The sequence below is a fragment of the Mizugakiibacter sp. genome, assembly GCF_039680435.1.
Lineage (GTDB): Bacteria > Pseudomonadota > Gammaproteobacteria > Xanthomonadales > Rhodanobacteraceae > Mizugakiibacter.
In genome coordinates this window covers 1-12,368 of the sequence record NZ_JBDKSX010000045.1, presented here as the reverse complement: position 1 = coordinate 12,368, position 12,368 = coordinate 1, and the positions used below count along the sequence as shown (strand labels likewise).

At 72.0% G+C, this 12,368-nt stretch carries 11 protein-coding genes; 7 read left to right on the top strand and 4 right to left on the bottom strand.

Annotated elements, in window-relative coordinates; all coding sequences use genetic code 11:
• The first annotated feature begins 14 nt into the window (after positions 1-14).
• The 3 genes from coaBC to ABFC67_RS05180 are packed head-to-tail and all read left to right on the top strand — an operon-like array spanning position 15 to position 4,069.
• Positions 15-1,238, top strand: coding sequence for a bifunctional phosphopantothenoylcysteine decarboxylase/phosphopantothenate--cysteine ligase CoaBC (gene coaBC, locus ABFC67_RS05190; protein ID WP_346736983.1), 1,224 nt, complete (start codon positions 15-17; stop codon positions 1,236-1,238).
• A complete protein-coding gene (gene dut, locus ABFC67_RS05185) occupies positions 1,235-1,690 on the top strand; it encodes a dUTP diphosphatase (RefSeq protein ID WP_346736982.1) in 456 nt (151 codons plus the stop codon). The genes coaBC and dut overlap by 4 nt, the downstream gene beginning before the upstream one ends.
• Positions 1,691-1,708: 18 nt before the next feature.
• Positions 1,709-4,069 carry a phosphomannomutase/phosphoglucomutase gene (locus tag ABFC67_RS05180; RefSeq protein WP_346736981.1) on the top strand — a complete coding sequence of 787 codons (2,361 nt, stop codon included), beginning with the start codon at positions 1,709-1,711 and terminating at the stop codon, positions 4,067-4,069.
• Positions 4,070-4,115: 46 nt separating this feature from the next.
• Here the strand turns inward: ABFC67_RS05180 and ABFC67_RS05175 are convergent, their stop codons facing one another.
• Both ABFC67_RS05175 and pyrE read right to left on the bottom strand, forming a co-directional pair.
• Positions 4,116-4,769, bottom strand: coding sequence for a DUF4124 domain-containing protein (locus ABFC67_RS05175; protein ID WP_346736980.1), 654 nt, complete (start codon positions 4,767-4,769; stop codon positions 4,116-4,118).
• Positions 4,770-4,830: 61 nt separating this feature from the next.
• Positions 4,831-5,484 carry an orotate phosphoribosyltransferase gene (gene pyrE, locus ABFC67_RS05170; RefSeq protein WP_346736979.1) on the bottom strand — a complete coding sequence of 218 codons (654 nt, stop codon included), beginning with the start codon at positions 5,482-5,484 and terminating at the stop codon, positions 4,831-4,833.
• Between the two features lie 141 nt (positions 5,485-5,625).
• Between pyrE and ABFC67_RS05165 the strand changes: the two genes are divergently transcribed.
• The 3 genes from ABFC67_RS05165 to ABFC67_RS05155 all read left to right on the top strand — a co-directional run bounded on the left by ABFC67_RS05165 (position 5,626) and on the right by ABFC67_RS05155 (position 8,110).
• Entirely contained in the window at positions 5,626-6,396 is a 771-nt protein-coding gene (locus tag ABFC67_RS05165) for an exodeoxyribonuclease III (RefSeq protein WP_346736978.1), read from the top strand.
• Entirely contained in the window at positions 6,393-7,703 is a 1,311-nt protein-coding gene (locus ABFC67_RS05160) for an MFS transporter (RefSeq protein WP_346736977.1), read from the top strand. The genes ABFC67_RS05165 and ABFC67_RS05160 overlap by 4 nt, the downstream gene beginning before the upstream one ends.
• Before the next feature lie 80 nt (positions 7,704-7,783).
• Positions 7,784-8,110 carry a hypothetical protein gene (locus tag ABFC67_RS05155; protein ID WP_346736976.1) on the top strand — a complete coding sequence of 109 codons (327 nt, stop codon included), beginning with the start codon at positions 7,784-7,786 and terminating at the stop codon, positions 8,108-8,110.
• Positions 8,111-8,116: 6 nt separating this feature from the next.
• On the opposite strand, the gene ABFC67_RS05150 is transcribed toward ABFC67_RS05155, so the two are convergent.
• Positions 8,117-9,229, bottom strand: a complete 1,113-nt coding sequence (locus ABFC67_RS05150; protein WP_346736975.1) for an anhydro-N-acetylmuramic acid kinase — start codon at positions 9,227-9,229, stop codon at positions 8,117-8,119.
• A gap of 12 nt (positions 9,230-9,241) precedes the next feature.
• On the bottom strand, positions 9,242-10,693 hold the full coding sequence (locus ABFC67_RS05145) for a peptidoglycan DD-metalloendopeptidase family protein (RefSeq protein WP_346736974.1): 1,452 nt from the start codon (positions 10,691-10,693) through the stop codon (positions 9,242-9,244).
• 184 nt (positions 10,694-10,877) lie between these two features.
• Between ABFC67_RS05145 and tyrS the strand changes: the two genes are divergently transcribed.
• On the top strand, positions 10,878-12,092 hold the full coding sequence (gene tyrS / locus ABFC67_RS05140; RefSeq protein WP_346736973.1) for a tyrosine--tRNA ligase: 1,215 nt from the start codon (positions 10,878-10,880) through the stop codon (positions 12,090-12,092).
• The last annotated feature ends 276 nt before the right edge of the window (positions 12,093-12,368 follow it).

Here is a 12,368-nt window from a genome sequence, read left to right as displayed (position 1 = left end):
CGGAACCGTCCTACATGAGCGTGCCCGTCCTCGCCAAGCGCCGCATCCTGCTCGGGGTGTCCGGCGGCATCGCCGCCTACAAGGCCTGCGAGCTGGTGCGCCGCCTGCGCGACGCCGGCGCCGAGGTGCGCGTGGTGCTGACCGCGAACGCGGAGCGCTTCGTCACCGCGCAGACCTTCCAGGCGCTGTCCGGACAGCCGGTGCGCAGCGGCCTGTGGGACGCGCAGGCGGAGGCGGCGATGGGCCACCTCGAGCTGGCGCGCTGGGCCGAGCGCATCGTGATCGCGCCCGCCTCGGCCGACGTGATCGCGCGCCTCGCCCACGGCCTCGCCGACGACCTGTTGACCACGCTGTGCCTGGCCAGCACCGCGCCGCTGGCGCTGGCGCCGGCGATGAACCACCGCATGTGGCTGCACGCGGCCACGCAGGCCAACATGGCGACGCTGCGCGCGCGCGGTGCGACGGTGTTCGGCCCCGCCGAGGGTCCGCTGGCGGAAGGCGAGTCCGGGCCTGGCCGGCTGCTGGAGCCGGACGCGATCGTCGCCGCGCTGGCGCGCCTCGACGGCGGCGGCGCGCTGGCCGGCCTGTCCGTGCTGGTCAGCGCCGGCCCGACCTACGAGGACATCGACCCGGTGCGTTTCATCGGCAATCGCAGCTCCGGGCGCATGGGCTTCGCCGTCGCCGAGGCGGCGGCGGCGCAGGGCGCCGCGGTCACGCTGGTCGCCGGCCCGGTGCACCTGCCGACGCCGCCGGGCGTGGCCGAGCGCATCGACGTGCGCAGCGCGCGCGAGATGCGCGATGCGGTGCAGGCGGCGGCCGCGCGCAGCGACATCTTCGTGTCGGCCGCGGCGGTCGGCGACTACCGCCCCGCCGAGGTCAGCGCGCACAAGCTGAAGAAGGCCGGCGCCGCCGGGCTGGCGCTGGATCTGGTGCAGAACCCGGACATCCTCGCCGAGATCGCGGCGCTGCCGCGGCGGCCGTTCCTGGTCGGCTTCGCCGCCGAGACCCGCGACGTCGAGGCCTACGCGCGCGCCAAGCTGGCCGGCAAGGGCCTCGACATGATCGCCGCCAACCGCGTCGGCGCCGGCGCGGGCTTCGAGAGCGAGCGCAACGCGCTGCACCTCTACTGGCCGGGCGGCGACGCGGCCCTGGCCGAGGCGCCCAAGCGCGTGCTGGCGGACGCGCTGCTCGCCCGCATCGTCGAACGCTATCGCAGCACGCGCACGGAGCGCCCATGATCGACGTCGAGCTGAAGGTGCTGGACCCGCGCCTCGGTACGGAGATTCCCCTGCCGGCTTACGCCACCGACGGCGCCGCCGCGATGGACCTGCGCGCCGCGCCGCCGGCGCCGCTGACGCTCGCGCCCGGCGCCAGCGCGCTGATCCCGACCGGCATCGCCGTCCACCTCGGCGACCCGCGCTGGTGCGCGCTGATCCTGCCGCGCTCCGGGCTCGGGCATAAGCACGGCATCGTGCTCGGCAACCTGGTCGGCCTGATCGACGCCGACTACCAGGGTCCGCTGATGATTTCCTGCTGGAACCGCGGCGACGCGGCTTTTACCATCGCGCCGGGGGATCGCATCGCGCAGCTGATGTTCGTGCCGGTCGGGCGCGCGCAGTTGCGGAGGGTGGACGAGTTCGCGCCGAGCGCACGCGGCGAAGGCGGATTCGGTTCCACCGGCGTCGGCTGAACCACGCGGAGGCAACGCATGAACGCACCGGTCAAGGCGCCGCGCCCTCGCTCCCCACGCGTGTGCCCCGCGCAGCTCGTGCAGGCGCTCCGGCGCCTGCTGCCGCTGGCCGGCGCCACCCTGCTGCTGGCGCTGGCGGCGTTCGCCGCCTGGCAGGCCTGGCTGATCCAGCGCGACGCCGCCGCGCGCGCGGGGCTGGAGCGGGTGCGGCAGACGGCGGTGCAGGCGCTGACCTCGGCGGTTTCCGACGAGCGCGCGCGCGTCACCCGCGTGCTGGCCGATCCGGAGCTGCTCGCGGCGCTGCGCCTGGGCGACGCCGACGGCCGTGCCGTCGCGGCGCAGCGCGCGCAGGCGTTGCTGCCCGGCGCCGCGGTGCAGTTCTTCAGCGCCGACCTCGGCGAGGTCCTGCACGTCGATTTCGGTCGCTTCGGCTACGCCAAGGCCGCGCAGTTGACCGCCGCGCTGAGCAGCGGCGCGCCCGCGCCGATGCAGACGCGCGGCGTCGGCGGGGAGCGCCGGTTGACCTGGGCGCTGCCGGTGGTGGTCGATGCGCAGCGCGTCGCCTACGCCTGGGTGGAGCTGCCGTTTGCGCCGCTGCAGAACCGTTTCCGCTCGCTGCCGGCCGACGACGGACGCCTGGAGCTGCGCCAGGGCGACGGTCGCGGCGACATGCTGCTGCTGACGCGCGGCGGCGACCGCGCCGATCTGGCCGAGGATGCCGGCGTGCCGGTGCCCGGCAGCGCGCTGCGCGTGGCGGTCGCCGCGCCGGCGCTGTTCATCGTGCTGCCGCATTCGCTGGCGCTCGCGCTGGTACTGGCCGCGCTGTGCCTGCTGGTCGGCGTGACGCTGTTGTGGATGCGCGGCGCGGCGATCCTGCGCGCGCGCGTCAAGGGAATCGTCTCGATGGAGGAACCGACGTTGGCCGATGTGATCCGTGAAACCCCCAAGCCGGCCGCGCGTTCCGCGGCGCCCGCCGCTGCCGCCGCGCCCGCGGCGCCGGTCGCGGTGGACCGCAGCATCTTCCGCGCCTACGACATCCGCGGCGTGGTCGGGCAGTCGCTGAGCGCGGACGTGGCGCGCCTGATCGGCCAGGCGATCGGCAGCGAGGCGCGCGATCGCGGCCTCGAGGAAATCGTGGTCGGCCGCGACGGCCGCCTGTCCGGCCCGGACATGGCCGGCGCGCTGATCGAGGGCCTGCGCGCGGCCGGCATGCACGTGATCGACGTCGGCGCGGTGCCGACGCCGGTGGTGTACTTCGCCGCCTACGCGCTGAACGTCGGCTCCGGCGTCGCCGTCACCGGCAGCCACAACCCGCCCGACTACAACGGCTTCAAGATCGTGCTCGGCGGCGAGACGCTGGCCGAGGACGCCATCCAGGGGCTGTACGCGCGCATCGCCGAGCACCGCCTGCGCGACGGCCAGGGCAGCGCGCGCTCGCTCAACGTCACCCACGACTACATCGACCGCATCGCCTCCGACATCCAGACCGAGCGCCGCCTGAAGGTGGTGGTCGACTGCGGCAACGGCATCCCCGGCGCGATCGCGCCGCAGGTGCTGCAGGGCATCGGCTGCGAGGTGATCCCGCTGTACTGCGAGGTCGACGGCACCTTCCCCAACCACCATCCGGACCCGTCCGATCCGCACAACCTGGCCGACCTGATCATGGCCGTGCAGCGCATGGGCGCCGATCTCGGCCTCGCCTTCGACGGCGACGGCGACCGCCTCGGCGTGGTCACCAGGGACGGCGAGATCATTTACCCGGACCGCCTGCTGATGCTGTTCGCGATCGACGTGCTGACGCGCAACCCGGGCGCGACGATCATCTACGACGTGAAGTGCACCGGCCACCTGCAGTCGGTGGTGCTCAAGCACGGCGGCAGCCCGGTGATGTGGCGCACCGGCCATTCGCTGATCAAGGCGAAGATGAAGGAGACCGAGGCGGCGCTGGCCGGCGAGATGAGCGGGCACTTCTTCTTCCGCGAGCGCTGGTACGGCTTCGACGACGGCATCTACGCCGCGGCGCGGCTGATGGAGATCGTCGCCGGCGACCTCGACGGGCGCAGCCCGGCGGAGATCTTCGCCACCCTGCCGAAGGGCGTGTCCACGCCGGAGCTGAAGATCGCCATGCAGGAGGGCGAGCACTACCGCTTCATGGAACGCTTCCGCGCGCAGGCGAAGTTCGACGGCGCACGCATCACCACCATCGACGGCGTGCGCGCCGACTGGCCGGACGGCTGGGGCTTGGTGCGCCCGTCCAACACCACGCCGGTGCTGGTGCTGCGTTTCGATGCGGACAGCGCGGATGCGCTCACGCGCATCCAGCAGGTGTTCCGCACGCAGCTGCTGGCGGTCGATGCGTCGCTGAAGCTGCCGTTCTGAGCGGGGCCGGACCGCGCACGGGCGCCGTCGGCGCGGCGGCGCCCGTCTAGCTGCCGCCGTACTCGGCTTCGCGCTGGGCGCGCAGGGCGCGGTAGTGCGCCAGTTCCTGGTCGAGGCGCATGGCCGTCTCGGCGCGCTCGGCGCGGTGCTGGTCGAGCGTGTTGCGCTGGTCGGCGACCGCCTGGCGCTGCTCGGCGATCTTGTCGGCGATGAACTTCGGCACCGGCTTGCCGCCGTGCTCGATGTCGGCGGCGTGCGCGAGCAGGTCGGACAGCGCGCGCTCTTGGTTCTTCAGGTTCAGCTCGTCGGTGTGGATGTTCTGGTCGAGCGACGCGAGCTGTTCGCGGTGCGCGATCTGCAGTTCGTCCTCGCTCGGATAAGCGGCCAGCAGCTGACGGTCGCGGCGCGCCTGCTCGTTGGCGGCGCGCTTGGCGCTGGCGGCCTGTTCGGCAGCCTCCTGCGCCGCCTTGAGCTGCTCCGGCGTGCGCGTGCCTTCGACGCGGCGGATCAGCAGGCCGCGGTCGTCGACCACGTCGTAGCCGCTCTTCAGCGCGTCCGCCGGCAGCAGGTCGGCGTAGTGCAGCTCGCCTTGCGCGTCGCGCCAGCGGAAGTGCTGGGTCGGATGCTGCGTGGATTGCTCGGCTACGGCGGCAAAGCTGACGACGAGCGCGAGCGCGGCGGCGAGCGGGAACTTCGGCATGGGGACACCTCGGGTCGGGGCGAGTATAGGCCAGCCGATTCCTAGCAAGATGCGCGCCGGATCACGCCTCGTCGGCGACGCCGTAGCGCTCGCGGTAGCTGACGAGGCGCGGCCGCTGCGCGGTCAGTTCCGGACGCAGCGCGGCATACGCCAGGATGTCGGCGAGGCGCGCGATCGCCAGCACCGGGATGCCGTAGTCCGCCGCCACCTCCTGCGCCGCCGAGCGCTCGCCCTGACCGCGCTCCTGGCGGTCCAGCGCGATCAGCACGCCGGCCGGTTCGGCGCCCGCGGCGCGGATCAGCGCCAGCGACTCGCGCACCGCGGTGCCGGCGGTGATCACGTCGTCGACGATCAGCACGCGGCCCGCGAGCGGCGCGCCGACCAGCAGGCCGCCTTCGCCGTGGTCCTTGGCCTCCTTGCGGTTGTAGGCCCAGGGCAGGTCGCGGCCGTGCTGCTCGGCCAGCGCGATGGCGGTGGCGGCGGCCAGCGGGATGCCCTTGTAGGCGGGCCCGAACAGCATGTCGAAGGCGAGTCCCGACTGCACCAGGGTCGCCGCGTAGGCGCGGCCGAGCCGCGCCAGCGCCGCGCCCGAGGCGATGCGGCCGAGGTTGAAGAAGTACGGGCTCTGCCGGCCCGACTTCAGGGTGAACTCGCCGAAGCGCAGCACGCCGCGTTCGAGGGCGAGGTCGAGGAAGTCGCGTTGGTGGTCTTGCATCGGGACTCGGGACTCGGACTCGGGACTCGGTAGGCCTCCTCGGCATACCCGACGCTCGGGCGCGGCAGAAGTATTCCGCTCATGAGCGTCACCCGCTTCCGGCTATTATCCCCGAGTCCCCCTTCCCGAGTCCCGAGTCCCGTGAGAGTCGTCACCTTCAACGCCAACGGCATCCGCTCGGCCGCCACGAAAGGCTTCTACGACTGGCTGCGCACGCAGCACGCCGACGTGGTCTGCCTGCAGGAGACCAAGGCGCAGGAGCACCAGCTCGGCGATGGCGTGTTCCGCCCGAAGGGCTATCACTGCTTCTTCCACGACGCGCGCAGCAAGAAGGGCTACAGCGGCGTCGCCATCTACGCCAGGCGCGAGCCGGACGCGGTGCTGAACACGCTCGGCTGGGAGCCGTTCGACAGTGAGGGGCGCTATCTCGAGGCGCAGTTCGGCAACTTGAGCGTGGTCTCGCTGTACGTGCCGTCCGGTTCTTCCGGCGACGAGCGTCAGCGGTTCAAGTTCAAGGTGATGGACTGGCTGATGCCGATCTTCGAGCGCTGGCGCGCCAGCGGCCGCGACTACGTGCTGTGCGGCGACTGGAACATCGTGCGCAGCCGCCTCGACATCAAGAACTGGACCTCCAACCAGAAGAACTCCGGCTGCCTGCCGGAGGAACGCGCCTGGTTGAACGCGCTGATCGACGAGCGCGGCTGGGTGGACACCTTCCGCGCGCTGAAGCCGGAGGCGGTCGAGTACACCTGGTGGTCGAACCGCGGCAACGCGCGCGCCAACGACGTCGGTTGGCGCATCGATTACCAGATCGCCACGCCGGGCCTGCGCGGCCGGCTCGAGGCGTGCTCGATCTACCGCGAGCAGCGCTACTCCGACCACGCGCCGTACACGGTCGACTACCGCGAATGAGTGCCCGTGCTGCGGACTGGCGCGGCACCTGGCGGACGCTGGCGCAGCCTTCCGCGCTGACCATGCTGTTCCTCGGCTTCGGCTCCGGCCTGCCGTTCCTGCTGGTGTCCGGCACGCTGGCGTTCTGGCTGAAGGAGAGCGGCTACCGGCTGGACCAGATCACCCTGCTGGCGGGCGCGGGGCTGAGCTACGCGCTGAAGTTCCTGTGGGCGCCGCTGGTCGACCGCTGGCGACTGCCGCTGTTCGGTCGCGTCGGCCTGCGCCGCGGATGGCTGCTGGCGGCGCAGCTCGCGGTCGCGCTGGGCCTGCTCGGCATGGCCGCGGTCGCGCCGGGGGCGCTCGCGCCGTTCGTCGCGCTGACCCTGTTCACCGCGTTCGCCGGCGCCACCCAGGACATCGTGGTCGACGCCTACCGCGTGGAGATCGCGCCGCCGGAGGCGCAGGGCGCGCTGGCCGCCACCTACACGCTGGGCTATCGCCTGGCGCTGATCCTCAGCTATGCCGCCGCGCTGATCATGGCCGATCACATGGCATGGCCGACGGTCTACGCGATCATGGCCGCATCCATGCTGGTGCCGGCCGCGGCGACGCTGCTCGCTGCCGAGCCGGCGCAGGCGCGGCCCGCGACGAGCGGCTGGCGCGCGTCGATGCGCGAGGGCGTGGTCGCGCCGTTCGCCGACTTCTTCCGCCGCTATCGCGGCCGCATCGGCATCGGCCTGCTCGCGTTCGTGCTGCTGTTCAAGATCTCCGACCAGGCGCTGAGCGGCGGCCTGGTCGGCCCGTTCTACCTCGCCGCCGGCTTCAGCAAGACCGAGATCGGCCTGGTCACCAAGCTGTACGGCGTGTGGATCGGCATCGCCGGCGCGTTTGTCGGCGGCGTGGCGGTGGCGCGCTGGGGCATCGTGCGCTGCCTGTGGCTGGCGATGATCCTGGGCGCGGCCAGCAACTTGCTGTACGTGCTGCTGGCGCAAACGCACGGCAGCACGGAGATCTTCGTGCTGGCGATCTCCGGCGAGAACCTCGCCGGGGGCTTCCTCGGCACGGTGGCGGTGGCGTACCTGTCGGCGCTGGTCAACCAGCGCTATACCGCGACCCAGTACGCGCTGTTCAGCTCGCTGGTGAACCTGCCCGGCAAGCTGCTGGGGCTGGCCTCGGGCAGCCTGGTGTTGTGGCTGTCCGCCGCGCCGCAGGCGACGATGCCGGGCTACGAACGCTACTTCGTGTTCACCACCGTGGCGATCCTGCCCGCCCTGCTGTTGTTCCTGTGGCTGGCGCGGCGCGTGCCGGTGGACCGGCCGGGGCGTTGAGCGCCGCCGCGCGCCGTGTCGCGCGGCCGAAAAACTGACACAATCCCCGCCACAGGGGGCACTGCGGGGGGAAGACGCGGGTGCCGGACATTCTGGTGCGCGACATCGATGGGGCGCTGGCCGAGCGCATCATGGCGCTGGCGCGTGAGCGCCGGTGGTCGATCAACGACGTGATTCTGCACGCGTTGCGCCACGGCCTCGGCCTCGGCGGCGACGACCTCAGCCTGCGCGAGGTCAACGACATCGCGCGTCTCGCCGGCACCTGGGATCACGATGAGGCGGCCGCCTTCCGCGAGGCGATGCAGGCGCTGGAGCAGATTCCGGAAAGCACGCTGGCGCTGCTGCAGGCGCAGGGCGGCGCCAAGCCGCCGGGCAAGCCGAAACCGCCGGGCGGCAGCAAGACGTGACCCGCGTCAGCGCGGGGCGTAGATCCCGCCGAGCACGCGCGCGCCGCGCGCGCCGGTGACGGCCGGCAGGTTGCCGGTACGGCCCTCCAGGCGCGCGTGCGCCAGCCAGGCGAACGCCATCGCCTCGACGTAGTCGGGATCGAGGCCGAGCAGCGCGACGCTGCCGATCGAGCGCGGCGCCAGCACGCGCCGCAGCGCCGCCATCAGCACCGGGTTGTGCACGCCGCCGCCGCACGCCAGCACCTCGCCGGCGCCGTCGGCATGCGCGTCGATCGCCTGCGCGACGCTGCGCGCGGTCAGTTCGACCAGCGTGGCCTGCACGTCCTCGGGGCGCAGCGCCGCGTCCTGCAGACGCTGCTCCAGCCAGCCGAGCTGGAAGTGTTCGCGGCCGGTGCTCTTCGGCGGCGGCAGCGCGAAGTAGGGATCGTCCAGCAACCGCGCCAGCAGCGCCGTGTCGCAGCGGCCGCGCGCGGCGAAGGCGCCGTTGCGGTCGAACGGCGCGGCGAGGTGCTGCAGGCACCACGCGTCCAGCAGGCCGTTGGCGGGGCCGGTATCGAAGCCGATCACGCTGCCGTCGGCGCCGAGCACGGTGATGTTGGCGATGCCGCCGAGGTTCAGCACCACGCGCGTCGCGCCCGGCCGGGCCAGCAGCGCGGCATGGAAGATCGGCAGCAGCGGCGCGCCCTGGCCGCCGGCGGCAACGTCGGCGCGGCGGAAGTCGGCGACGGTGGCGATGCCGGTGCGCTCGGCGATCACGTTGGGGTCGCCGAGCTGCAGGGTGAACGGCGTGGGCGCCTGCGGGCGATGGCGCAGCGTCTGCCCGTGCGAGCCGATCGCGCGCACCGCCGACCCCGGCACGCGCGCCCGCGCCAGCAGCGCCTCGACGGCCGCCGCGAACACGCCGCCGATCTCGGCGTCGAGCGCGCCCAGCTCGTCCAGCGTGGTGGCACCATCGCCCTGCGCCAGCGCGAGCATGCGCGCGCGCAGCGCTTCGGGCCACGGGTGGGTGATGGCGGCGAGCAGCCGCGGCGACGGCTCGAACGCGGCCAGCGCGGCGTCGATGCCGTCGGCGCTGGTGCCGGAGATCAGGCCGACGTAGAGCGCGGTGGCGGACGGCACCGCAGGCGGCGCTCAGTCGCTGCCGCCGACGGCGCCGGCGCCGTTGCCGGCGCGTGCCAGCCGCACGCCGCCGTCGATCGCTTTCATGCGCGCCAGCAACGGCGCGTTCTGGCGCCTGAACTGCGCGAGCTGCGCGACCGGCAGCGGCTCGGGCTTCGGCAGGGTCACGGTCAGCGGGTCGCGCTGCGCGCCGTTGACGCGGAACTCGTAATGCAGGTGCGGGCCGGTGGCCAGGCCGGTCATGCCGACGTAGCCGATGATCTGCCCCTGGTGCACGCGCCCGCCGATGCGCTCGCCGCCGGCGAAGCGCGACATGTGGCCGTAGGCGGTGCTGATCGTGCTGTTGTGCTGGATCACCACGAAATTGCCGTAGCCGTTCTCCCAGCCGCGGTATCTGATCACGCCGTCGCCGGCGGCGTAGATCGGCGTGCCGGTCGGCGCGGCGTAGTCGACGCCCTTGTGCGCGCGCATGCGGCCGAGGATCGGGTGCATGCGCGCGGCGGTGAAGCGCGAGGAGATGCGGGTGAAGTCGACCGGCGTGCGCAGGAACGACTTGCGCAGCGGGCGGCCGTCCTCGCTGTAGTAGCCGACGTCGCCGCCAGCGGTCTGGAAGCGGTACGCGGTGTAGCGGCGGCCCTGGTTGACGAATTCGGCGGCGACGATATCGCCCTCGTGGAGATATTCGCCGTCGCGGTAGACGTCGTTGTAGATCACCGTGAAGCTGTCGCCGGGGCGCAGGTCCTGGGCGAAGTCGATGTCGTAGCCGAACACCTTGGCCAGTTGCAGGATCATCGCGTCGCTCATGCCGGCCTGGCTGCCGGCGTCGAACAGCGAGCTGTCGATGCTGCCGTGGGCGAGGTGCTCGCGGCGCTCGACGGCGCGCGCCTGCACGGATTCGCTGATGCGGTTGGCGTCGAGGCGCAGGGTCACGCGGGTGGCCTCGTCGCGGTCGAAGCGCAGGCCTTTCAGCGCGCCGCTGCCGTCCTGCAGGAATGCGAATTCGTCGCCCGGATGGATGCGGCGCAGCGCCTGGCCGTCCTGACCGGCGTCGAGCACGCGCTGCAGATCGCCGGGGCCGAGGCCGAGGCCGTGGAAGATGTCGGCCAGCGTCTGTCCGGGCTGCACGCGCACCGTGCGCCAGTCTTCGGGCACCGCCGCGGCCTGGCGCGCCGCCGCCGGCAGCGGCGGCAGCTTGAGCGCGAGCAGGGTGTGTTCGGGCGCGGGCGCATCGTGGCGCATGGCGCTGGCCCACGCGGGGATCACCACCAGCGTCAGCAGCACCAGCAGCAGCGCGGTGCCGCCCAGCACCCAGCGTTCGCGGTGCCAGCTGATCGGCGCGATGCCCGTGCGGCACACCGACCAGTGCGCGCAGCGCGAGTAGAAGTGCACGTGCCGCTGCTGCGCCTTGCGCCGGATCGCCCGGCGGCGTGCGCTGTGTGCGGCGTGGCTTAGCCCCTCACCCATTCTCGTTGTCGTCAAAGCCCGCAAACGGCGCGTACCATACTCACGTCGCGGAAAGCGCGTCAACGCCATGATTGACAAGGCTTTGCGCTGGTTCACGCGGTTAACGCACAATTAACGTCCAGGTCCCCCCGTCGCTGCCGCCCGGCGCGGCGGCATGCGGGCCGGTCATCGCCACGAGGAACGTATGACGGAGCATCAAGATGCGCTCGCGCTGATCCAGCGCGGCGCAGACGAGATCATCAAGCCGGAGGACCTCGCCGCGCGCCTGAAGCTCGGCCGGCCGCTGCGCGTCAAGGCGGGCTTCGATCCGACCGCGCCCGACCTGCACCTCGGCCATACCGTGCTGCTGAACAAGATGCGCCAGTTCCAGGACCTGGGCCACCAGGTGGTCTTCCTGATCGGTGATTTCACCGGCATGATCGGCGATCCCACCGGCAAGAACGTCACGCGCAAGCCGCTCACGCGCGAAGACGTGCTCGCCAACGCCGAGACCTACGCCGAGCAGGTCTACAAGGTGCTCGACCGCGCGCGCACCGAGGTGCGCTTCAACTCGGAATGGTTCGGCCCGATGCCGGCCGCGGACCTGATCCGCCTGGCCGCGCAGCACACCGTCGCGCGCATGCTCGAGCGCGACGATTTCGCCAAACGCTACAAGGCCGAGCAGCCGATCGCGATCCACGAGTTCCTGTATCCGCTGGTGCAGGGCTACGACTCGGTCGCGCTGAAGGCCGACGTCGAACTCGGCGGCACCGACCAGAAATTCAACCTGCTGGTCGGCCGCCAGCTGCAGGAGCACTACGGCCAACCGCCGCAGATCGTGCTGACCATGCCGTTGCTGGAAGGCACCGACGGCGTGCACAAGATGTCGAAGTCGCTGGGCAACTACATCGGCATCAACGAGCCGCCGAATGAAATCTTCGGCAAGGTGATGCGCATTTCCGACGTGCTGATGTGGCGCTACTACGAGCTGCTCTCGTTCGAGGCCACGCTGGCGGAGATCGCCCGCATGCGCGCCGACGTCGAGGCCGGTCGCGCCAATCCGCGCGACTGCAAGATGCGCCTGGCGCGCGAGCTGGCCGCGCGCTTTCACGGCGCGCAGGCGGCGGACGCCGCGATCCGCTACTGGCACGAAGTGGTGCAGGGCGGCGGCGTGCCGCAGGACATCGCGGTGCAGGATATCGCGGTGCCTGCGGAAGGGCTGCGCATCGGCGCCCTGCTGAAGGCAGCCGGGCTCGCGCCGAGTACGTCGGAGGCGATGCGCAAGCTGGCCGAGCGCGCGGTGCGCGTGGACGGCGAGGTGGTGACCGATCGCGAGCTGACGCTGCGCGCCGGCGCCGAATGCCTGCTGCAGCTCGGCAAACGCGGCTACGCGCGCGTGCGCCTCACCGCGGCGCCCTGACCTCTTCCCGGCATCGCGCCGCTTCCGCTATCATGCGCGGCCCGCCCGCCGTCGCGACGGCGGGCGTCGTCGATGCCCGAACGGTTTTTCGGGTGTTGACGGAAGAGAAAAGGGATGTAGAATGTGCGGCTCCCTCGGGCGAAACGCCATGAGGTGCGGTGCGAAGTTGGCGCTGCAAGCGATTGATCTTTGACAGTGTGCGCAGGTGACTTGTGTGGGCGCCTTGCGGTGGATGGAAGTCCACGATAGCAAGCGTCCAACCCTTGAACCTAAGTG

What these genes read in the sequence shown, in the direction of transcription:
- coaBC (WP_346736983.1), top strand. Translation starts at nt 15, where the DNA reads ATGAGCGTGCCCGTCCTCGCCAAGCGCCGCATCCTGCTCGGGGTGTCC.
- dut (WP_346736982.1), top strand. Translation starts at nt 1,235, where the DNA reads ATGATCGACGTCGAGCTGAAGGTGCTGGACCCGCGCCTCGGTACGGAG.
- ABFC67_RS05180 (WP_346736981.1), top strand. Translation starts at nt 1,709, where the DNA reads ATGAACGCACCGGTCAAGGCGCCGCGCCCTCGCTCCCCACGCGTGTGC.
- ABFC67_RS05175 (WP_346736980.1), bottom strand. Translation starts at nt 4,769, where the DNA reads ATGCCGAAGTTCCCGCTCGCCGCCGCGCTCGCGCTCGTCGTCAGCTTT.
- pyrE (WP_346736979.1), bottom strand. Translation starts at nt 5,484, where the DNA reads ATGCAAGACCACCAACGCGACTTCCTCGACCTCGCCCTCGAACGCGGC.
- ABFC67_RS05160 (WP_346736977.1), top strand. Translation starts at nt 6,393, where the DNA reads ATGAGTGCCCGTGCTGCGGACTGGCGCGGCACCTGGCGGACGCTGGCG.
- ABFC67_RS05145 (WP_346736974.1), bottom strand. Translation starts at nt 10,693, where the DNA reads ATGGGTGAGGGGCTAAGCCACGCCGCACACAGCGCACGCCGCCGGGCG.
- tyrS (WP_346736973.1), top strand. Translation starts at nt 10,878, where the DNA reads ATGACGGAGCATCAAGATGCGCTCGCGCTGATCCAGCGCGGCGCAGAC.